Origin of the sequence: Zoogloea sp., from assembly GCF_041914405.1 — a bacterium.
In the GTDB taxonomy this organism is placed as follows: domain Bacteria; phylum Pseudomonadota; class Gammaproteobacteria; order Burkholderiales; family Rhodocyclaceae; genus Zoogloea.
The window spans coordinates 114,498-135,870 of sequence record NZ_JAYSDK010000006.1 but is presented as its reverse complement, the minus strand read 5'-3'; the positions used below and the strand labels follow the sequence as shown (position 1 = coordinate 135,870).

16 protein-coding genes are annotated in these 21,373 nt (G+C 63.3%); 7 read left to right on the top strand and 9 right to left on the bottom strand.

The features are described 5' to 3' along the window. Positions 1-20 precede the first annotated feature (20 nt). From ACE3RX_RS05635 to ACE3RX_RS05615, 5 genes are all read left to right on the top strand, one after another. A complete protein-coding gene (locus tag ACE3RX_RS05635; RefSeq protein ID WP_374481191.1) occupies positions 21-1,001 on the top strand; it encodes a quinone oxidoreductase in 981 nt (326 codons plus the stop codon). A 50-nt stretch (positions 1,002-1,051) separates the two neighbouring features. Further along, on the top strand, positions 1,052-1,969 hold the full coding sequence (locus ACE3RX_RS05630) for a TauD/TfdA dioxygenase family protein (protein WP_374481189.1): 918 nt from the start codon (positions 1,052-1,054) through the stop codon (positions 1,967-1,969). Between the two features lie 65 nt (positions 1,970-2,034). After that, entirely contained in the window at positions 2,035-3,090 is a 1,056-nt protein-coding gene (locus tag ACE3RX_RS05625; RefSeq protein ID WP_374481187.1) for a 3-keto-5-aminohexanoate cleavage protein, read from the top strand. Between the two features lie 111 nt (positions 3,091-3,201). Beyond that, positions 3,202-4,509: an MFS transporter gene (locus ACE3RX_RS05620; RefSeq protein ID WP_374481185.1), complete on the top strand. Its 1,308-nt coding sequence runs from the start codon at positions 3,202-3,204 to the stop codon at positions 4,507-4,509. A gap of 43 nt (positions 4,510-4,552) precedes the next feature. Continuing rightward, a complete protein-coding gene (locus tag ACE3RX_RS05615) occupies positions 4,553-5,113 on the top strand; it encodes an RBBP9/YdeN family alpha/beta hydrolase (RefSeq protein ID WP_374481183.1) in 561 nt (186 codons plus the stop codon). Between the two features lie 104 nt (positions 5,114-5,217). Here ACE3RX_RS05615 and ACE3RX_RS05610 read toward each other — a convergent pair whose 3' ends face one another. The 3 genes from ACE3RX_RS05610 to ACE3RX_RS05600 form a co-directional block, all read right to left on the bottom strand. Beyond that, positions 5,218-5,499, bottom strand: a complete 282-nt coding sequence (locus ACE3RX_RS05610) for a high-potential iron-sulfur protein (RefSeq protein WP_374481181.1) — start codon at positions 5,497-5,499, stop codon at positions 5,218-5,220. Positions 5,500-5,571: 72 nt separating this feature from the next. Further along, complete coding sequence (locus ACE3RX_RS05605) at positions 5,572-9,441, bottom strand: EAL domain-containing protein (protein WP_374481179.1); 3,870 nt, start codon at positions 9,439-9,441, stop codon at positions 5,572-5,574. A gap of 171 nt (positions 9,442-9,612) precedes the next feature. Beyond that, complete coding sequence (locus ACE3RX_RS05600; RefSeq protein ID WP_374481177.1) at positions 9,613-10,251, bottom strand: cyclopropane-fatty-acyl-phospholipid synthase family protein; 639 nt, start codon at positions 10,249-10,251, stop codon at positions 9,613-9,615. 218 nt (positions 10,252-10,469) lie between these two features. Here ACE3RX_RS05600 and ACE3RX_RS05595 point away from each other — a divergent pair, with 218 nt between their 5' ends. Next, the gene (locus ACE3RX_RS05595; RefSeq protein WP_374481175.1) at positions 10,470-12,620 is read left to right on the top strand and encodes a carboxy terminal-processing peptidase; all 2,151 of its coding nucleotides are present in this window, start codon (positions 10,470-10,472) and stop codon (positions 12,618-12,620) included. Between the two features lie 131 nt (positions 12,621-12,751). Here ACE3RX_RS05595 and ACE3RX_RS05590 read toward each other — a convergent pair whose 3' ends face one another. The 4 genes from ACE3RX_RS05590 to ACE3RX_RS05575 form a co-directional block, all read right to left on the bottom strand. Beyond that, entirely contained in the window at positions 12,752-13,027 is a 276-nt protein-coding gene (locus ACE3RX_RS05590) for an HU family DNA-binding protein (RefSeq protein ID WP_079433745.1), read from the bottom strand. Positions 13,028-13,206: 179 nt separating this feature from the next. Further along, the gene (gene radA / locus ACE3RX_RS05585) at positions 13,207-14,583 is read right to left on the bottom strand and encodes a DNA repair protein RadA (protein ID WP_374481173.1); all 1,377 of its coding nucleotides are present in this window, start codon (positions 14,581-14,583) and stop codon (positions 13,207-13,209) included. Then, the gene (gene alr / locus ACE3RX_RS05580; protein ID WP_374481171.1) at positions 14,583-15,668 is read right to left on the bottom strand and encodes an alanine racemase; all 1,086 of its coding nucleotides are present in this window, start codon (positions 15,666-15,668) and stop codon (positions 14,583-14,585) included. The genes radA and alr overlap by 1 nt, the downstream gene beginning before the upstream one ends. A gap of 9 nt (positions 15,669-15,677) precedes the next feature. After that, positions 15,678-16,589 carry a LysR family transcriptional regulator gene (locus ACE3RX_RS05575; RefSeq protein WP_374481169.1) on the bottom strand — a complete coding sequence of 304 codons (912 nt, stop codon included), beginning with the start codon at positions 16,587-16,589 and terminating at the stop codon, positions 15,678-15,680. Between the two features lie 129 nt (positions 16,590-16,718). On the opposite strand from ACE3RX_RS05575, the gene lplT reads away from it, so the two are divergent. Then, positions 16,719-17,981 (top strand): lysophospholipid transporter LplT, encoded by a 1,263-nt coding sequence (gene lplT, locus ACE3RX_RS05570; RefSeq protein WP_374481167.1) that lies wholly within the window; start codon positions 16,719-16,721, stop codon positions 17,979-17,981. A gap of 31 nt (positions 17,982-18,012) precedes the next feature. On the opposite strand, the gene ACE3RX_RS05565 is transcribed toward lplT, so the two are convergent. Both ACE3RX_RS05565 and ACE3RX_RS05560 read right to left on the bottom strand, forming a co-directional pair. Further along, complete coding sequence (locus ACE3RX_RS05565) at positions 18,013-18,651, bottom strand: response regulator (RefSeq protein ID WP_374481165.1); 639 nt, start codon at positions 18,649-18,651, stop codon at positions 18,013-18,015. A gap of 286 nt (positions 18,652-18,937) precedes the next feature. Further along, positions 18,938-21,373, bottom strand: coding sequence for a TonB-dependent receptor (locus ACE3RX_RS05560; protein ID WP_374481163.1), 2,436 nt, complete (start codon positions 21,371-21,373; stop codon positions 18,938-18,940).

Here is a 21,373-nt window from a genome sequence, read left to right as displayed (position 1 = left end):
GACAGACAAAGGAGAACACCTTGGAACATGCAATCCGCTTCCACGAAACCGGCGGCCCGGAAGTGCTGCGCTGGGAAGAAGTCCACGTCGGCGAGCCCGGACCGGGCGAAGTCCGCCTGCGCCACGAGGCCGTCGGCCTGAACTTTGCCGACACCTACTTCCGCAACGGCACCTATCCGATTCCGCTGCCGGCCGGCATGGGCGTCGAGGCGGCCGGTGTGGTGGAGGCCATCGGCGACGGCGTAAGCAATGTGGCCGTCGGTGACCGCGTCACCTACACCGGCTTCCTGAACACCCTCGGCGCCTACAGCACCCGCCGCCTGATCGCCGCCGCGCCGTTGATCAAGCTGCCGGACGGGATTTCCTGCCAGACCGCCGCCGCGATGACCATGCGCGGCCTGACTTCGGCCTACCTGATGCGGCGTATCCACGCCTTCAAGGAAGGCGACAGCATCCTGCTCCACGCGGCTGCCGGCGGCGTGGGCCTGATCGTCTCCCAGTGGGCCCGCCTGCTCGGCCTGCGCGTCATCGGCACCGTATCCACCGAAGAGAAGGCCGAGGTCGCCCGCGCCCATGGCTGCACCGACGTCATCAACTACAGCCACGAGGACGTGGCAAAACGGGTGCGCGAGCTGACCAACGGCGTCGGCGTCAACGTGGTGTTCGACAGCGTGGGCAAGAACACTTTCATGGCCTCGCTGGACTCCCTCAAGCGGCGCGGCCTGATGGTCTGCGTCGGCACCGCCTCCGGCACGATTCCGCCCTTCGACCCGCAACTGCTGGCCATGAAGGGCTCGCTGTACCTCACCCGTCCGGCCCTCGCCGATTACATCGCCGATCCGCAGGAGAAGGCCGAACTGGCCGGCGAGATCTTCGGCCACGTAGCCGCCGGCCGCATCCGCATCGAGATCAACCAGCGCTACGCCCTCGAGGATGCCGTCCAGGCCCACCGAGATCTGGAAGCGCGCAAGACCACCGGCTCGTCGATCTTCGTCGTCTGACGCCACCAACGCATTCACAGCGACAACCCATAAGAAAAGGAGACAGCACCATGAACCAGGCCGTACAGGACAACACCGGCGCCCCCGCCATCGTGCGGGCCGGTGTCCTGAATACCTCGGTGAAGTTCGAACCGCTCACCGCCAGCATCGGCGCCGAACTGCTCAACGTGAACCTGGGCGACGCCGCGCGGGACAAGGCGCTGGCGGACGAAATCCACGCCCTGCTGCTCGAGTACAAGGTCCTGTTCCTGCGCGACCAGGACATCACGCGCCAGGAGCACGTCGCCTTCGCGTCGCGCTTCGGCCAGCTGGAGGATCATCCGATGGCGCCGAGCCATCCGGACGCGCCGGGCCTGGTGCAGATCTACAAGACCCCGGATCACCCGATGGACCGCTACGAAAACGCCTGGCACTGCGACGGCACCTGGCGCGAGACACCGGCCATGGGCTGCGTGCTGCGCTGCGTCGAGTGCCCGCCCTTCGGTGGCGACACCATGTGGGCCAACATGGTCCTCGCCTACGAGAAGCTGCCGGACGACATCAAGGCGCAGATCGCCGAGCTGCGCGCCAGCCACAGCTTCAACGCGTCCTTCGCGGCGGCGATGCCGCTGGAAAAGCGCCTGGCCATGAAAGCTGCCTACCCCGATGCCGAGCACCCGGTGGTGCGCACGCACCCGGAAACCGGCGAGAAGGTGTTGTTCGTCAATGCCTTCACCACCCACTTCGTCAATTTCCACAACAAGAGCCGCGTGCGCTACGGTCAGGACTACAACCAGGCCGGCGGCGACCTGCTGCAGTACCTGATCAGCCAGGCCTACATCCCGGAATACCAGGTGCGCTGGCGCTGGAAGCCCAACAGCGTGGCGATCTGGGACAACCGTTCGACCCAGCACTACGCGGTCATGGATTACGCGCCCTGCCATCGCAAGATGGAACGCGCCGCCATCATCGGCGACCGGCCCTTCTGAAGGCTGGCGCCCCGCTCTCCCTCCCTCCCCGACCTTCATCCAATAACGCTTACTGGAGACATCAAATGAACTTCCTCGACGGCGCCCTGTTCCCCGAGAACATGCAGAAACTCGTCATCACCTGCGCCCCCTACGGGCCCGAGTGGATGCCCCAAGACTTCCCGGAAGACATCCCGGTGACGATGGACCAGCAGATCCAGAAAGCCGTGGACTGCTATAACGCCGGCGCCACCGTGCTGCACCTGCACGTGCGCGAACTGGACGGCAAGGGCTCCAAGCGCCTGTCCAAGTTCAACGAGCTGATCGCCGGCATCCGCGCCCGCGTGCCTGACATGATCATCCAGGTCGGCGGCTCCATCTCCTTCGCGCCGGAAGGCGAAGGCGAAGCCGCCAAGTGGCTGTCCGACGACACCCGCCACATGCTCGCCGAGCTGACTCCAACGCCGGACCAGGTGACCATCGCAATCAACACCAACCAGATGAACGTGGTCGAGCAGATGTGCGAGGCCGATATCCGCGGAACCACGCTGGCGGATCCGGCGATGTACCACGCGTACCGCGAGATGACGATTCCCGCCGGCCCCCAGTGGGTCGAGGAGCACATCCGCCGCCTGTCCTCCAAGGGCATCCAGACCCACTTCCAGTTGGCCAACATCTCCCAGTTGGAGACCGTCGAGCGCATGATGCGGCGTGGCGTCTGCAACGTACCGCTGATCCTGACCTGGGTGGCCATCGGTGGCGGCTTCGACCAACCGAACATCTACAACCTGGCCAACTTCGTTCGCGCCTGCCCGGACGGCTCGGTGCTGACCCTCGAGAGCTCCATGCTCAACGTGCTGCCGCTCAACATGATGGCCATCGCCATGGGCCTGCACGTGCGCTGCGGCATCGAGGACAACATCTGGACCCAGCGCCGCGACCGCAAGATGGGGACCGTCGAGCAGATCGAGCAACTGGTCCGCCTCTCCAACGAGTTTGGGCGCGACGTGGCCAACGCGAAGGAGGCCCGCGAGATCTACCGCATCGGTACCTTCTACGAAGGCGCGGACGCGACCCTTGCCGCCAATGGCTTCGCGCCGAACCGCAAGCCCGGCCAGGTCGGCTTCACCCAGCACGCCTGACCAGCGCGTACGACCGTCGCGGGGGCGCTCCAGCGTCCCCGCCGGCAAGCCAATACCAGAACGATCGCCACACGCCCGGCGTAGTGGCGACGATTGCGAGAGGAGACAATCTTGGCCATCCATACCATCGACAGCGCCAGCTTCGACGATGCCGTCGAACCGGGCGTCTCGCGGCGATACGCCTGGGTCGTGTTCGCGCTGACCTTTGGCCTCCTGCTTTCCGATTACATGTCGCGGCAGGTCCTCAATGCCGTCTTCCCCCTCCTCAAGGCGGAATGGGGCCTGTCCGACACCCAGCTGGGCTCCCTCAGCAGCATCGTCGCGCTGCTGGTCGGCCTGCTCACCTTTCCCCTCTCAGTGGTTGCCGACCGCTGGGGTCGCGTGCGCAGCGTGACCTTGATGGCCGCGCTGTGGAGCGTCGCCACGCTGGCCTGCGCCCTCGCCGAGAACTATGGCGAGATGTTCATCGCCCGCTTCTGCGTCGGCGTCGGAGAAGCAGCATATGGCAGCGTGGGCATCGCGCTGATCCTGAGCATCTTCCCGCCGCATCTGCGCTCCACGCTGACCGGCGCCTTCATGGCCGGCGGGGCCTTCGGGTCAGTACTCGGCATGGCCACCGGCGGCTTCATCGCTTCGCGTCTTGGCTGGCGCTGGGCCTTCGGCGCGATGGCCCTGTTCGGCGCGGCGCTGGTGGTGCTGTACTTCCTGAGCGTCACCGACAAGCGGGTCGGCAGTGTCCGTCCCACCAGCGGCGAAGCGGGTGGCGCGCCCCGGGGCCTGCGGCCGCTGCTGGCCGGCCTGTTCTCGTCCCGCTCGGTGATCTGCGCCTACGTGGGCAGCGGGCTGCAGCTGATCGTCATGTCGTCGGTCATGGCGTGGATGCCGAGTTACCTCAACCGTTATTACGGCATGGCGCCCGACCGGGCCGGCCTTACCTCCGCGCTCTTCGTGCTGATCGGCGCCGTCGGCATGGTGGCCTGCGGGATGATGACGGACGCCGTCAGCCGCCGGATTGCCCCCCGCAAGTGGTGGATGGCGATCATCTACAGCATGGGCACCTGCGTGCTATTGGGTACGGCCTTTCAGTTGCCGACGGGTAACGCCCAACTGATCGCCATCGGCCTGGGCATGTTCGTCGCTGCCGGCACGTCCGGTCCCGCCGGTGCGATGGTGGCCAACCTGACGCCAACCGCCATTCACGCCACTGCCTTCGCGACGCTGACGTTAGCCAACAACCTGCTCGGCCTGGCGCCCGGCCCCTTCGTCACCGGTTTTCTCGCCGACCGCGTCAGCCTGCAGTTCGCGCTGCAGGTAATCCCTTTCGTCCCGCTGCTCGCCGCCCTTGCCTTCATCGTTGGACGACGCAATTACACAGCCGACCTCGGCCGCCTCGGCAAACGCCCTAACGGCGCTGCCTGAGCCCCGAACCTTTTGACCGATTAAAACAGCCCCTCACGCAGTCATGAACGACCAAAACCCCACTGTTGTCATCGTCCCCGGCCTTCGCGACCACGTGGCCGAACACTGGCAGACCCTGCTGGCCGCCCGCCTGCCCAAGGTCCGCACGGTGCCGCCACTGGAAAAAGATAAGCTGAGCCTCGCGGCCCGGGTGGAAGCCCTGGAAGAAACCCTGGCCGGTGTCGACGGCCCGGTGATCCTGGTGGCCCACAGCGGCGGCGTGCTGATCGTCGCCCACTGGGCGAAATCCCCTCGCCGCCCCATCCAGGGCGCGCTGCTGGCCACGCCACCGGATTTCGATACGCCGTTGCCTGACGGCTATCCGAGCCAGGAAGCACTACGCGACAACGGCTGGTTCCCGGTCCCGCGTGTGCCGCTCCCCTTCCCCAGCATCGTTGCCGCGAGCACCAACGATCCGCTCGGCAGCATCGACCGGGTCGAAGCCCTCGCCAGAGACTGGGGCAGCCGCTTCGTCAATATCGGCGCCGTCGGGCACCTGAATCCCGCGTCCGGCTTCGGCGATTGGCCGCAGGCGGATGACTTCATTGCCGCGCTCTGCCGCTGACGCGGGGACCACACCATGTTCGGAATGTTGCTCATCGAACGACCAACCGCCGCCCCCCAGCGGAGGACTGTCCTACCAACTCTCCTACCCGCCATCGGCAGCGCCTACATCGTGTTCCACAGGGTGCAGTAGCCATTCGGCGAGATCTCGTCATCGCCAGGGATAAGCTTGCAGCGCCCTGGCGCGGTGGCCGAGCTACCTTCGATGAATTCCAAACACGAGGTACAGCTCTTACCATCAACGGGACTGTCCTGATATTTGTACTGAGCCCTGAGGGCCTGATTGGTGGCCGCCCTGGCTTCACCAGTCAGGCTGACCAGTGGAATGCAGGTTGCGCCGGCGGCGCTCAGCTGGAGAAAGCGGCGGCGCGTGAGGTTCGTGCTCATGGTGGTCGGTATCCCTGCTGCGATGGAGTTGGGGGCAACATTATTGCGCGAGCTGACGCGCAATAGACGGCCTCACTGGAGACGCGTACGCGTTGCAGCCGGGGGCTGGCTCTGCAAGAGTTCTTCGAAATCCGCCGCGGGCAAGGGCCTGGAGAACAGGTAGCCCTGCATTTCGTCGCAGTCGCAGGTCTTCAGATAGTCCCGCTGCGCGACGGTTTCTATTCCTTCGGCCACGACCTTCAGTTTCATGCGGTGGGCCAACTCCACGATGGAGACGGCGATCAGTCCCGATTCAGGGTCTCCATTGATGCCCTGGACGAATGACCGGTCGATCTTCAAGGCATCGATGGGGAAACGGCTCAGGTAGCCAAAACTCGAGTAGCCAGTGCCGAAATCGTCCAGCGACAGATCGACGCCCAGCCTCTTGAGGGCATGCAGGACCTCGATGGTCTGCAGCGGATCGTCCATCAGCATGCTTTCCGTCAGCTCGAGTTCGATACTGCCGGCAGGAAGGGCATGGCGAGTCAGCGCAGCGCCAACGATCTCCAGCAGTTTTCCTGAGCGGAACTGCAGTGCCGAGACATTGATGGCCACCCGTCCCCACGCGCCAAAGCGTGTTTGCCAGATGTGCAACTGGCGGCAGGCCTCATCGATCACCCAGGTTCCGATGGGGACGATGAGGCCATTTGCTTCAGCCAGCGGGATGAAGCTGCCCGGCGTGTCCACCCGGTCGCCCCGGGGCCAGCGAATCAATGCCTCGGCACCGGTGATTTGGCCGCTCAGCAGGTTCACCTTGGGTTGGTAGTAGAGTGCGAACTCCCTGCGTCCTATCGCCCGGCGCAAGGCGGCGTTCAACTCCAGCCTGGCAATTGCATCGGCGTTCATCGAGGTGGTGTAGAAGCAAAAGCGGTTTCTGCCCTGCGCCTTCGCTTGATGCAAGGCGACATCGGCGTTTTTGAGCAGCTCGTTGGCCGTCTGACCGTTATCCGGGAACAGGCTGATCCCGATGCTGGCCGCAATGTACAGCTCCGTCTCCTCCCCGAAGCGGAAGGGGGATTCAAGCGCAGAAAGGATGAACTGAGCCGCTTCCGCGGCAGTGTCGGGGCTGGTTACCGATTCGAGGATCAGCAGAAACTCGTCACCACCGAGGCGACCGAGAGTGTCCTCGCTGCGCACCCGCGACTGCAGGCGCCGCGATGTTTCCAGCAGCAACAGATCGCCCATTCCGTGGCCGAGGCTGTCATTGATGGTCTGAAAATGGTCGAGATTGATAGACAGCAGCGCGACCTGCTTGCTGCCGCGTCGGGCGTGGTCCAGGGCATGTTCCAGGCGGGATTGCAGCAGCAAGCGATTGGGCAGCTCGGTCAGCGGATCGTAATGGGCGAGGTGTGCAAGCTGCTCCTCGCTGCGGCGGACCTGGCTGATGTCGGTCAGCAGGGCCACGTAGTTGATGGTGCGCAGGTGCTCGTCGGTAACCCGCGACATGGTCATCCAGCAGGGGTAAAGCTCGCCGTTCTTGCGCCGGTTCCAGAGTTCGCCCTGCCACTGCCCCGTTTGGTCGAGACTGGTCCACATTGACTGAAAGAACTCCGGACCGTGGCGACCGGAACGGAGCAGGCTGGGATTGCGGCCAAGCACTTCCGCCTCGCCGTAGCCGGTGATGTCCACGAAGGCGTGATTCACCGCGAGCAGCATGCCGTCAGTGTCGGTGATCATCACGCCTTCCCGGGCGCATTCAAATACGCTTGCCGCCTGGCGCAGCCGGGCTTCCCGTTCGACCAGGGCCGCTTCGGCAGCCTTGCGGGCGGCAATGTCTTCCACGACCGAAATGAAGTAGTCGGGCACATGCGCGGCATCCCGCACGAGCGCGACCGTCAGATGGACCCAGACTTCACGGCCATCCCTGCGGATATAGCGCTTGTCCAGGCCATAGCTGTCGATCTCTCCGGCCAGCACGCGCCGTACCAGGGCTTCGTCCTCGGCCAGGTCGTCGGGGTGGGTTATGCGTTGAAAGTTCAACTGCAACAGTTCGTCCCGCGGGTAGGCAACGATGTCGCAGAGCTTCTGGTTGACCCGCAACCACTGGCCGTCGGGCGCCACATGAGCGATACCGACCGCTGCCTGCTCGAAGGTCGCACGGAATCGCTCTTCAAGAATTTGAAGTCGCAAACCAACACGCTGCCGCTCCCGCAGCAATCCGGACACGCGAGCCTGCAAATCGCTGGTTGAAAAGGGCTTGTGAATGTAGTCCTGCACCCCGTGCTGCAGCAGCTTGCTGCGCAACGCGTCGTCGGCCTTCGCGGTCAACATGACGATCGGCGTGTCGTCGAGTTGCGGATAACGCCGCAGGGCCTCCACCAACTGATCGCCGTCCATGCGGGGCATCATCACGTCGGACAGGATCAGCGTCGGGAGCAGGTCCAGGGCCATCTCCAGGCCGGCCTGGCCGTCGAACGCGCTGGCGACGCGATAGCGGGCCTTGAGTGCACCAGCGATGAAGTCCTGCATGTCCGGATTGTCTTCGACGACGAGGATCAGCGGTGTGCCGGCGGCAACATCGCTCGAACCCGGGAATGGCGACGCCTGAGTGGCGCCCTCCACGTAGGCGCTTGCCAAGCCTGATGGATGATCGGGCACTTGTGGCGTCACGACCACCCCGGACGGCGCTTGCACGGGAAGCCGGACGGAAAACAGGGCGCCCCCTTGGGGGGCCGAAGCGAGCTCGATGCTCCCCTGGTGCAGCAGCACAAACTCCTTCGAGATCGCCAGACCGAGGCCGGAGCCTCCATGGGGCCTTCCCTCCCTGCCCTCGACCTGGCGGAAACGCTCGAAAACGTTTGAACGCATGGACTCGGGCACGCCCGGGCCGCTGTCGGCAACCTGAACCAGGGCATGATCCTCGTGTAGGACCAGGCTGACCCGGATGATTCCCCTGTCAGGGGTGAATTTGAATGCGTTGGACAACAGGTTCAACACCACCCGCTCGCACTTTTCTACATCGGCCTCGACCTGGAGTGCTGGGGGCGCCTCGACTCGATACTCGATGTGGCGGTCGGCGGCCACCGTATCGAAATTGGAAGCAGCCACGCGAAGCAGGCGTGCCAGGTCGAGTCGTGCATAGCGAAGCACCATCCGCCCAGCGTCGAGCCGGGCAATGTCGAGCAGGTTGTCCACCTGCCGATGCAACAAACGGGCGTTGCGCAGGACCACGTTGATCCGGTGCCGAGCATCGGCATCCAGACTGGAGGCGCCAAGCAGGGCCTCCAAGGGACCGAGGATGAGTGTCAGCGGCGTGCGCAGTTCGTGACTGACGTTGGAGAAGAACTGTGTCTTCAGTTCGTCGAGTTCCAGCGTCCTTTGGTACAGGCGGTCGAGTTCCTCATTGGCCGTCTTGAGCTTCGCGCTGGACTCGGCCACCTCACGGGATCGGGCGAAGACCTCCGTCTCCATGCGCAAGGCCTGCTGCCGCAGGCTGTCGTTGAGGCGGCTCTCCTCGATGCCCTGCTGCTTGAGACGGACGAACTCGGTGACGTCCTCGACCCGGTGAATGATGTAGGCGAGCGCTCCCGCCTCGTCCATGACCGGCGTATTGAGCGGGCTCCAATACCGGGACTCAAACCCCCCTCCCTCCTCGGCTGGACGGCGGATGTCGTATTTCTGCACCGGCATGGGATCTGGCTGGCCGGTCTGCAATACCCGCTGAAGGGATGCCCGGAGATTGCGCACACCTTCGGCACCCGGGTCGTCGGGATTGTCAGGAAAGACATCGAAGATATGCCGGCCGAGGATGTCGTCCCTGTGTGTCTTCGTCGCCCGGGCATAGGCTTCGTTGACTGCGACTATCCTCAAGTCCTGGTCGAGAACCAGATAGAGGCCCGGCGCAGCATTGAAAAGGCGCCGGAAATCTGGCTCGTTCTTCGCGCCGTGTTCGCTCGCATCCATGGCATACCCCTGCTAGCGTCGCATCCAGCCAGGCTGCCCTGGGAACAGTCAGCGGCCAGCAAGACCCGAGCAGGCTACACGTCGGTCGTCCTTGAACCGAGTGAAATACTGAGCGCGTTTTGCTTGGGGTATTTCACACTTGCGGCGTGAAATACCCGTTCCGGGTTGTTATTAGGCTTTTTCGGACGGCTTGCGGGCAATCAGGCCTATCAAGGCTGAACGTCCACGATGCCCACTGCCCTCGCTGATGTCCTCCTCGTATTCCACGAGTTCTTCGATTTCCCAGCCGCTGAAGGCTTCCCGCAAGACGTCCCCGGTGTAGAGGTTTTCGACTGCGGAGGGGCCGCCCGTACCGTATTCGAGTTGTTTCGGTGTGTAGCCCTGGAGCAGGATCCGCCCTCCCGGCCGGGTCATCTGCTTCATCACATCGAATTGCCGCTCGCGCCATTCCGGCCCGACGAACTGGATGAAGATGCCGACCACCCAGTCGAAGTGCGCCTGAAGCTCGGTTGGCGGCCAGCCCGGCGCCAGCATATCGGCCTGCAGGAAGCGCACATCCACCTTCTTGCCTGCGGCCAGGCGGCGGGCTTTTTCTACCGCCACCGCGGAGATCTCGATGGCCGTAACGTCCAGCCCCTGCTCCGCTAGCCACACCGAGTTCCGACCCTCTCCGTCCGCCACCGACAGCGCCTGGCTGCCGTCCTGCAGGCGGGCAGCCCGCTTGGCCAGAAAGCGGTTGGGTTCGGTGCCGAACAGATAGTCGTCACCGGCGTCCTGGTAACGCTTGCTCCAGATGCTTTCCTGATTCATCGGACTGTCCTCCATGGAAGTGAGTGGCTCCATTTTCAACGGGCGGCGATATGCCCATCCGAAGTGATTGCGTGGCGTCGTAGAAGTTCACGCGACATGGATTTTCGCCAAAATTGGCCTAACTTTACGAACATCTCGCAATTTCTGCTGTCGACGGAGCTTCCGGAAGCATGTAGCTTTGTGCCCTTCCGCAACACCCGCATCCCTGGAGTAATACAGTGAAGAACAGCTTGATCCGGTCCCTGCTGGCCCTTGTCTTTGCCACGCCAGTCGTGCTTTCGGCGCCGGCGACAGCCCTGGAGGCTCCGGCTGCACAGCGTCTCGCCCCAACCACCGAGCAAGCGCAGACCGCCTACCTGAGCGCCCAGCTGCTCGGGCGTTATCACTACAAGGCGCAACCCCTCGATGACGCGCTGTCCGAAAAAATCTTCAACCGCTACTTGAAGGCGCTGGACCCCGAACGCCTGTATTTCACCCAGGCTGACATCGACTCCTTCGCTGATGCGCGGACCTTGCTCGACGATGCGATCCAACGCGGCAACCTGTCCATCCCCTTCGCGATCTTTCAGCGCTACGAGCAGCGCTCCGCCGAGCGCCTGAAGAAGGCGCGGGAACTGCTCAACCAGAATTTCGATTTCAGTGTCAGCGAAAGCTACCTGTACATGCGCGACAAGGCGCCGTGGCCGAAGGACGAAGCCGAAGTGCAGGATCTGTGGCGCAAGCGGGTCAAGAACGACTGGCTGCGCCTCAAGCTGGCCGGCAAGGACGACAAGTCCATCCGCGAAACCCTCATCAAGCGTTACGACAACTATCTGGCCCGCGCGTCCAAGAATAAGAGCGACGACGTGTTCCAGATCTTCATGAACGCCTTCGCGATGTCCATTGAGCCCCATACCAACTATCTGGGACGTAGCGCCTCGGACGATTTCGACATTTCCATGCGGCTGTCGCTGGTGGGCATCGGCGCAGTGCTGCAGGAGCGGGATGACTACATCACGATCCGCGAGCTGGTTCCCGGCGGTCCCGCCGCCCGCTCCGGCAAGCTCGCCGTCGGTGACCGCATCGTCGGTGTCGCACAAGCGGAAGGGCCGACGGCGGACGTGGTCGGGTCGCGGGTGGATGAGGTGGTCAAGCTGATCCGCGGCGCAAAGGACACCAAGGTCACGCTGGACATCCTGCCTGCCGAGGCGGGGCCGGACGGCAAGCACAAGCTGGTTTCGCTGGTTCGCGACAAGATCAAGCTGGAGGAGCAGGCGGCCAAGAAATCCGTGATCAAGTCAGGCGATGGGGCCAGCGCACGCCGCATCGGCGTCATCACCCTACCCACCTTCTACGAAGACTTTGAGGGCCGTCGCAAGGGCGACAAGGACTACCGCAGCGCCAGCCGCGATGTCGCCCGCCTGATCGACGAACTCAAGAAGGACAAGGTGGATGGACTGTTGATCGACCTGCGCAACAACGGCGGCGGCTCCCTGCGCGAGGCGGTGGAGCTTACCGGGCTGTTCATCGACAAGGGTCCGGTCGTGCAGCAGCGCCGCACGGACGGCAAAATCGGCGTCGAAAGCGACGAGAATGCCGGCACAGCCTGGGATGGCCCGATGGCCGTGTTGATCAACCGTTCTTCGGCATCGGCTTCCGAGATCTTCGCTGCTGCCCTGCAGGATTATGGCCGTGCGCCGATTATCGGCGAGCCTAGCTTCGGCAAGGGCACGGTGCAGACACTGATCAACCTCGATGAGATCGCCAAGAACAGCAAACCGAAATTCGGCGAACTGAAGATGACCGTGGCCCAGTTTTTCCGCGTCAATGGTGGAACGACCCAGCTCAAGGGCGTGACGCCGGACATCCGTTTCCCGTCTGCTTCCGATACAGACAACTATGGTGAGTCGAGCTACGACAACGCCTTGCCGTGGGTGCAGATTGATGCCGCCAGCTTCAAACCTGCCGGCAATTTGAAGGACGTCATCCCTGCCCTGCAGAACCGTTACCAGTCGCGTATCGCCTCAGACAAGGAGTTCCAGAGCCTGCTGGACGATATCGCCGACGTCCGCCGGCAGCGGGAAAGCAAGTCCATCTCCCTCAACGAGGCGGATCGTCGCAAGGAAAAGGAGGTCCGGGAGAACCGTCTCAAGCAGCGTGAGAAAGGTGATCTGAAGGGCAAGCTGGCCGCGCTACGGGACGACGGCCTGCAATCCGGCGAACGCAGCCTGGCGGCTGATCTGGCAGCAGAGAAGGCGCGAAAGGACGTGAAGGATGTGCTGCTCGACGAAGCGGCACGCATCGTCGCCGATGAGGTGGACCTGCTCTCCGGTAACGCCCAGGTAGCCATGCGTAATCGGAGCGGGAACCCGCCCATCGTGACCCGCTGATAGCGATACATATCATGCTGCACCACCCATCAGGGTGGTGCTTTTTTTGCACGTCGTAAACGCAAAGTGGCGGCTCCAACGGAGTCGCCACTTGGGTACTACCTTGCGTGCCTGGGCACGCGCTGGACGGCTTACTTGTTGACCGCGTCCTTCAGCTTGGAGCCGGCGGAGAACTTCGGCTGCTTGGAAGCAGCGATCTGGATCTCGGCACCGGTCTGGGGGTTGCGACCGACACGGGCGGCGCGCTCGCCAACGGCGAAGGTGCCGAAACCGACGAGGGTCACGCTCTCACCCTTGGCCAGGGTTTCGGTGATGATTTCGGTGAGGCTGTCCACCGCGCGGCCAGCGTCAGCCTTGGTGAGACCACTCTTGCCAGCCAGTGCATCGATCAGTTCAGTCTTGTTCATAGCTCGTCTTTTGTAGTGAAAGAAATGGGTGGATACAGGAGCTGCAACAGGTGACGCTTTGCGCCTGCAGCGCTCTACACACCCGCGGGCGGTAGCTTACCCTGCTCTTTTCCGCCTGTGGCACGAATCTCAAGGTTTTACGCGCTTTTCAGCAGATTTTGAGTCCTGCGACCGCCCTGTCAGGCGTCCGCGAGCTCCTTCAGGCGTTCGAGGGCCTCATCGATGCGGTCCACGGCAATCACCTGCATGCCCGGAATGTCCTGCTTCGGCGCATTGGCCTTCGGCACCAGGGCCATCGTAAAGCCAAGTTTGGCGGACTCCTTCAGGCGCTCCTGGCCCCGGGGCGCCGGGCGGATTTCGCCGGCCAGGCCCACCTCGCCGAACACCACCAGTTGCCCCGGCAGCGGCCGGTTGGTCAGCGAGGAGACGATCGCCAGCAGCACCGCGAGGTCGGCCGCCGGCTCGGTGATCTTGACGCCACCGACCGCGTTCACGAACACGTCCTGGTCGAAGCACACTACACCGGCGTGACGATGGAGCACGGCCAGCAGCATCGCCAACCGATTCTGCTCCAGGCCGACCGACAGGCGCCGCGGGCTGGGGCTATGGGCGCTATCCACCAGCGCCTGGATCTCCACCAGCAGCGGGCGCGTACCTTCTTGGGTGACCAGCACGCAAGAGCCCGGCACCTGCTGCCCATGCTGGGACAGGAAGATTGCGGAAGGATTGGAAACGCCCCGGAGTCCTTTCTCGGTCATTGCAAAGACGCCGAGCTCATTGACTGCGCCAAAGCGGTTCTTGAAGGCCCGCACCAGCCGGAAGCTGGAATGGGTGTCGCCTTCGAAATACAGCACGGTATCAACGATGTGCTCGAGCACCCGCGGCCCGGCCAGCGCACCGTCCTTGGTCACGTGGCCGACCATGATCAGGGTGCTGCCGCCTTGCTTCGCGAAGCGGGTCAGCTGGGCGGCGCATTCGCGTACCTGGGCGACGGAGCCTGGCGCCGAACTCAGGGTTTCCGAATAGATGGTCTGGATCGAGTCGATCACCGCAACATCAGGTTTGACGTCCCGCAGGCTGCCCAGGATGCGCTCGAGATTGATTTCCGGCAGCAGCTGCAGACTACGGGCGTCGAGTTGCAAGCGTGAGGCCCGCAGCGCTACTTGTTCGGCAGACTCTTCACCGCTCACATACAGGGCACGCTGCTGGCCCGACAACAAGGCCAAAGCCTGCAGCAACAAGGTGGACTTGCCGATGCCGGGGTCACCACCGATCAGCACCACGCCGCCGGGCACCAGGCCGCCGCCCAGCACGCGGTCGAACTCCTCGATGCCAGTCGGGACGCGCGCCGACTCTTTCGGCTGGATGTCGGCCAGGGTCTGCAGCCGGCCCGAATCACCAGCCAGCGCAGCAAAGCGCTTGGCGACCGGCGCCTCCGGCTCGACGACCGATTCGACCAGCGTGTTCCACGCGTTGCAGTGCGGGCACTGCCCCTGCCAGCGCGGCGACTTGCCACCGCACTCGGTGCACACATGCACCGTCTTGACCTTGGCCATCAGCGGTCCAGGCCCTTTACCTGCACCGGCACACGCGGCGCCAATGCGCAGAACAACTCGTAGCTGATGGTGCCGGCGGCCGTGGCCACCTCGTCAGCCGCCAGGCCTTCACCCCACAGGGTGACCGGCGTGCCGACGCCAGCCTCTTCAAGATGGGTCAGGTCACAGGCGAGCATGTCCATCGACACACGGCCGAGCACGCGGGTCCGCCTCCCGCCGACCAGGATTGGCGTTCCGGTCGGCGCATGGCGCGGATAACCGTCCGCGTACCCGCAGGCGACGGTGCCGATGCGCATTGGCCCATTGGCCGTGAAGGTGCCGCCGTAGCCAACCTTGTCCCCTGACTGGATACTCTGCGTACCGATGATCTCGCTGCTCAGCGTCATCGCCGGACGCAGGCCGATGGCCTCGGCGCTCTGCAGGTCCGGCATTGGCGAGCTGCCATACAGGATGATGCCCGGGCGGGTGATCTGCCCAATAGCCTCGGGAAACCTCAGCAGCGCGGCCGAATTGGCCAGGCTGACCGGCAGGTCGAGGCCTGCGGTGAGGGACCGGAACACGCCGAGCTGGCCGGCGATGCCCATCTCGTCATCGGCGCGTGCAAAGTGGGTCATCGGCGTGATGGAGCGAATGCCCGGCAAGGCCCGCAGCCGGGCCAGCGCCGCGGTGAAGTTGTCGGCGGTGAAGCCGAGGCGGTTCATGCCGGAATTGACCTTCAGCAGCACGTCGATCGGCGCATCCAGACTGGCCCGCTCCAGCATCTTGAGCTGGGCCTCGCCGTGGATCGCGGGCGTCAGCCCCAGCGCCATCACGTCGGCCAGATCGGCTGGCTCGAAAAACCCCTCCAACAATGCGATCGGCTGCTGGAGTCCCGCCTCCCTCAGCTTGCGCGCCTCTTCGATATCCAACAAGGCGAAGCCATCCGCGATGTCGCCGAAGGCAGTAATCGCGTTAGCCAGCCCATGCCCGTAGGCGTTGGCCTTGATGACGGCGAACGCCTTGGCGTTACCGGAGCGGATCTTTGCGAGCTGGTAGTTATGGCGCAAGGCCTCGAGATTGATCGAGGCGCGTATGGGACGGGGCATGATTTTCTGTCAGTTTCTGGCTGCTGCGAGGCGGCCGATCTCCTCGGTGACGAAATCGGCAAAAGTATTGACGAGGCGGGAACGGAATTTGTCCTTCAGCAGGATCACTTCCAGCGGCGTATGCAGGCGCGGCTCAAGCGGAATGCCGACCAGTCGCCCGGCCTTCACCGCACTCTGGATCGCCGCCTTCGACGCGATGGCAACGCCGAAACCCTGGGCGACCAGGTGCTTGACCGACGAGAGACTGCCGAGTTCGGCGGTGACATTGAGATCCTCATAGGGGATCCCGGCAGAAGCGAAGAACTGGTCCACCAGATCCCTTATGGCGTTGCCCGGCTCGCGGTGGATCAGCGGATGGGGCGCAATCTGCTCGGCCCGGACACTGAGCTCCCGCGCCAGCATGTGGTCGGGCGCGACGATCAGCTGCAGTTCGTCCTGCCCTGCGCCACGCCGATCGAGGCTCTGCTGCTCGGTTACGATCTCGATGAGGCCCACATCCAGGTTGCGATCCATCACGCGGGACTCGATGAGCTGGGAATTACCCACCGACACCCGCGGGATCACACGTGGGTAGCGCCGCTTGAAGCCTTCTAGGAGATAAGGCAACCAATAGCCGGCAATAGTGGTGCTGGTCCCCAGGTGGAGCACGCCAGAAAGTTCGTCGGTCAGTTCTGAGACACGCGATTCCAGTTCTTCGGAGAGGCCGAGGATACGCTCGGCGTAGGCCATCACCAACTCGCCCGCTGCGGTCAGGACCACCCGACCATGCCCACGGTCGAACAGGCGTGTGTTGAACTGCTCTTCCAGCTGTTTGATCTGGAAGGTGACAGCCGGTTGTGTCATGAACAGCGCTTCGGCAGCGCGGGTGAAGGATCCGTGGCGGGCAACCGCGTGGAAAACCTGAAGTCGACGATCAGCCATGGCTCATAAATCCGGTTTATGTATACCCTATTGGATCACAACATTGACTCAGTCGCCAGAAGACGTCACAGCCTTCGTGGTATAAAGCGCGGTCCTCAAGCAAATACACAGCGCTTTCGTATCCCAGCGATGCCTTTCGGTTTCTACATGATCATGGCGGCGCAGTTCTTCTCTGCGCTGGCCGACAATGCCTTGTTGATCGCCTCGATCTACATACTCCGGGAAATGAGTGCCCCGCAGGAATACGAGCCGCTCCTCAAGCTGTTCTTTACGCTGTCCTACGTGCTGCTGGCCGCCTTCGTAGGCGCCTTCGCAGACTCGATGCCCAAGTGGAGGGTGATGCTGATCAGCAACACCATCAAGATACTTGGCTGTGCCTCGATGTTCTTCGGCATACACCCGCTTGCCGCCTACGCGCTGGTCGGCCTCGGCGCGGCAGCCTATTCGCCGGCCAAGTATGGGATACTCACCGAGTACCTGCCCCACCGGCTGCTGGTCGTGGCCAATGGCTGGATCGAGGGCCTCACCGTCGGTGCGATCATCCTCGGAACACTGGTCGGTGGAATGCTGATCAAACCCACCATTTCCCAGGCGCTTCTGGGCTTCGACCTGCCCTACATCGATACCGGCATCGATACCGTACCTGAGATGGCCTTGTGCATCGTCGGCCTGCTCTACCTCATCGCCGCGCTGTTCAACCTCAAGGTGCCGGACACTGGCGTGGACCACAAGGCGCTGCGCAAGAATCCCATCTACCTGCTGCATGACTTCAACCACTGCCTGAAGCTGCTGTGGCGCGACAAGCTGGGGCAGATCTCCCTCGCCACGACAACCCTGTTCTGGGGCGCTGGCGCGACGCTGCAGTTCATCGTGATCAAGTGGGCCGAGCAGGCCCTGCATCTCGATCTGTCCCGCGCCTCGATGCTGCAGGGCGTGGTGGCCGTCGGCGTGGCAATCGGGGCCGTGATGGCAGCCAAGATGATCACAATGAAGGCCTCGGTAAAGGTGATTCCGTTGGGCATCGTGATGGGGATCATCGTGAATGTGATGATCTTCGTCACCGACATGAACCTGGCCATGGCGCTGATGGTCCTGATCGGCGCCCTGTCCGGCTTCTTCGTAGTGCCGATGAACGCCCTGCTGCAACACCGTGGCCACATCCTGATGGGGGCCGGCCACTCTATCGCGGTGCAGAACTTCAACGAGAACCTGTCCATCCTCGTGATGACCGGGCTTTACGCCTTCCTGATCCGCTCCGGCTTCTCGATCAATACGGTGGTAGTGGCCTTCGGCCTGTTCGTAGCGGGCACCATGTACCTTGTGAAGCTCCGCCATGAGGCCAATCAGCGCGAATTCGACTCGGTCGCTGGCTTGGAAGACGTTCACCACTGAAACAGCGGCGCCTTCGGGGGCGCCACTTCCTTTATTCGCCTTTGTCGAGCAAGCGATGGGCTTCCGCGTGCCGATACATGTCGAGGGCAGTGCTCAGGCCAGTCTTCTGGCGGATCATCGTCTGGTAGTTGGCAACCGTCTTGACGCTCAGGAAGAGCTTGGCCGCGATCTCGTCCACGGAGCGGCCAGCGGCCAGCAACCTGAAAATCTCGAATTCCCGCGGCGATAAGGCCAGATGAGAGGCCTGGCTCTCGTCGTCTGCCAGTGCCGCGGCAATCTCCGGCGACAAGGCCTGCTCACCACGGGAGACTTTCCGCACCGCCTCGATCAGCGTGTCCGGCTCGCTGCTCTTGGTGAGATAGCCGTCAGCACCGGCACGCAGGGCCTGCCCGACCATGGATGCGCTGTCGTGCATGGAAAAGATCAGCACTCTGAGCGATGGTTGGCGGGTCTTCACCCGCACCAGCGCCTCAAGGCCGCCGCGGCCGGGCATCGACAGATCGAGCACCAGCACATCGGCCGAATGGGCGGCGAACCACTGGCACGCGGAGTCCGCGTCGCCGAAATCGGCCACGACCTCCATGTCAGGCTCCAACTCCAGCAGACGGCGGTAGCCGGTGCGGACGACCGAATGGTCGTCGGCGAGTACGACGCGCAGGCGCGCGCTCATGGTGTGTCTTGCCCGCAGGGTCGGGCAATGTGGGCAAGTGCAGCTTGGATCATTCGATGAGAAGTCAGCCGAGTTCGAGACGCAGTCCTCGTTTGCACGGGCAGCCGACCGCGCTGCCGATAACTGCATGAGTCGGGCGAATCCTGCCAGCTTTTGGCATCAAAATGGAAGAGCAGTCTGGCTGCGACACCCTCCGCTATCCGAGGCTTGCGCCACACCGCCCACCATGGCAAAGCGGCAGACGGGCCGTCAAACGACCACGTCTGCCGCAAGTTGGAAAGAACGATTACAGGCTGTAGCGAATGCCAACCCACAGGGTGCGGGGGGTTCCCGGCGCCAGGAAGGTGGAGTTAACCAGCGGGTACTCGCCGCCCACCGCCGGGAAGGGGCGTGCAAGAATGCCGCCGGTGCTCGAGAAGGCCGTGGAGCCAAGCTGCGCCGCCGTCGTGTATTCCCGATCGAACAGGTTGTTGATCTGCCCGAACAACTGGACCTTGCGACTCAGCTTGTAGTTGGCGGTAAGGTTGGTCACGGTGTAACCACCAGACTTGCCGCTACCCAGGTAATAGGTCCCATCCGGCTGGTGTTGATTGTTTTCGTTGCCCCGTGCGTAGGAGCCCGAAACACCAATCAGATCCAGGCCCAATGACAGGGCATCGCCGAACTGGTAATCGGCCGAAGCCTTCACCATGTGCTTTGGGATCAGCGGGATGCGGTCACCCGGCTTGATGTCCACCGTGCCTTCGAGGCCCGGGCCAGCGCTGTTGGTGCTGTTGCCAGCGGCACCCACAGTCTCGGCGGTGCGATAGGTGGCATCCAGATAAGTGTAGTTGAGTGCCAAGCTGAGCGGCCCGATACGGGTGCTGCCACCGGCCTCCACGCCCTGCCGGCGGGTCTGGCCGAAGTTCTTGAAGTAGCCGTAGCCCGCTTGCTGATCGGCGACGAACAGGATGTCGTCGTGGTTGTCGGAGCGGAACAGGCCCACATTCCAGCGGCTCGTAGAGCCGATCTGGCCGCGCATGCCCACATCCCAGGTCTTGGTCACGACTTGCTTGAGCGGCGGGTCGCCGGCCATCGCATTCGGCAGCTTGCAGGGGTTGTCCGGATTGGCACAGCCTAGCTCGATTGCAGTGGGCGTGCGGCTACCCTCGCTGTAGCCGGCATAGGCGTTCCACGCACGGGACGGCGTGAAGCTCAGCCCCACCGCCGGGTTGAAGCGGTCGAAGACATGGTTGCCATCCAAGGAATCCAAGCCGCCCCCCGGGTTGAGGTTGTCCCGGTTCTTCACCGCAGTCCGGTTGTAGCGGCCAGAAAGCGTGGCATGCCAGTGGTCGGTGATGGACAGGGTATCGGTGGCGAACAGGCTCCAAGTGCGGGTGTGGCCGTTCAGGCTGACGCGGGAGTCAAAGGCATCCTCGGAGTTCTGGGTGCCATCGGCAAAGGCATTGACCGGCGTAATGCTGCGGTCTGCGTTCACATAGCCGAACTGGGCGCCTTGCTGAAAACTCACGTTGCTCTGGTCGTAACCGGCGCCTGCGATGAACAGGTTGCGGCGCCCGAGGAGATCGGACGAAAAGGACGCCTGACCGGAAAAGCCCAGATTCTCCTGGTCGCTGCGGGTCCGGTTGATCAGCCCGGTGCATTTCTCGTTGGGCTCTTCATTGCCCAGGGCATTGGCGATGCAGCGCCAGTAAGGGAAAGGCGTATTGGCTGCGTTCGCGCCACTGGAGGGAAAGCCGGAGTAGCCGGCCGCCGCCAGCGCGGCGCGTTCGGAGGCGCTGGGCTGATAGACCGACTGATCGAGCGCGCCTTCGTTGATATCCCCGTTGTAGGTGGAGGTGTTGATCTTGCGGTAATAGACATTGCCGGACAGCAAGGTCGTGTCGTTCAGGCTGTGCTTGCCCGTCAGGTTGAGGAACAGGGAGCGGTTCTTGGTGATGTCCGGCTGGGTGTAAACGCTGTTGTAGTCCTGTTCGAGGAAACGGGTTTCCTGCAGGCCGTTGCCGGTGAGACGGTTGTCAGCATAGGCGACGGTCAGATCAAGGTCGCTGGTGGCGCTCTGCCAGCCGAACTTGCCGAAGGCCTGGCGGACGTCGGACGGAGAGTTGGTGCGCCAGCCGTTGTCATGGAACTGGTTGGCCGTGACGAACCATTCAAGGCCCTTTTCATTGGATCCGCCGTGCTCGAACTCGATCGAGCGACGGCCATAGGACCCACCCGTCAGCTGCACGGATGTGCCGGGGTGGGAGCGTCCCTCCTTGGTCTGGATGGCCAGCGCACCGCCGAGAGTGTTGAGGCCAAACAGGGGATTGGAGCCCGGCATCATGTTCAGCGAGGCAATTGCCGCCTTCGGGATCAGGTCCCAGCTGACCACATCGCCAAAGGGTTGGTTGATCCGCACTCCGTCCAGGTAGACCGACAGGCCCTGGGGCGTACCGAGTAGCGGCGATGCGGTGTAGCCACGGTAATTGACGTCCACCTGGAAAGGATTGCCCTGCACTTCATTCACGTGGACGCCATTGAGTTGGCGGTTCATGAACTGCGAGACGTCGAGCGCGCGATGTCGTTCGATGTCCTGATCGGTAGCGCTTTGCACGGGAGCCGCGATCTTTTCCAGCGGAAGCTCCAGCCCGGGCAGCGGCGTCTGGCCAACCACAACGACGGTCGGCGTCACGGCATCGGCATCATCGTTGGCATAGGCGCCAGCAGTGAATGTGGCCAA